1 pseudogene is annotated in these 695 nt (G+C 58.8%); it reads left to right on the forward strand.

Annotated elements, in window-relative coordinates:
* Window positions 1-695: pseudogene (locus tag LGY53_RS43365) on the forward strand (DNA-directed RNA polymerase subunit beta); the annotation flags it as partial.

A 695-nucleotide genomic window follows, 5' to 3' on the forward strand; every position in this document is an offset into this window, starting at 1 on the left:
GAGGTGCTCGAGGAGCTTTCGCCGATCGAGGACTTCTCCGGTTCCATGTCGTTGTCCTTCTCGGATCCGCGCTTCGAAGAGGTGAAGGCCTCGATCGATGAGTGCAAAGACAAGGACATGACCTACGCGGCGCCGTTGTTCGTGACCGCGGAGTTCATCAACAACAACACTGGTGAGATCAAGTCCCAGACGGTGTTCATGGGGGATTTCCCGATGATGACCGATAAGGGCACGTTCATCATCAATGGCACCGAGCGTGTTGTGGTGTCGCAGTTGGTGCGTTCGCCGGGTGTGTATTTCGATCACTCGGTCGACAAGGGCACCGAGAAGGATCTGCACAGTGTGCGGGTGATTCCGTCGCGTGGTGCGTGGCTGGAGTTCGACGTCGACAAGCGGGACACCGTGGGTGTGCGTATCGACCGTAAGCGTCGGCAGCCGGTGACGGTGTTGTTGAAGGCGCTGGGTTGGACGACCGAGGAGATCGTCGAGCGGTTCGGTTTCTCCGAGATCATGATGTCGACCTTGGAGAAGGACAACACCGCCGGTCAGGACGAGGCGCTGCTGGATATCTACCGGAAGTTGCGTCCGGGTGAGCCGCCGACCAAGGAGTCGGCGCAGACGCTGTTGGAGAACCTGTTCTTCAAGGAGAAGCGTTACGACCTGGCCCGCGTCGGCCGCTACAAGATCAACAAGAA

This window comes from Nocardia sp. JCM 34519.1 (genome assembly GCF_020361265.1).
In the GTDB taxonomy this organism is placed as follows: Bacteria; Actinomycetota; Actinomycetes; order Mycobacteriales; family Mycobacteriaceae; genus Nocardia; species Nocardia arthritidis_A.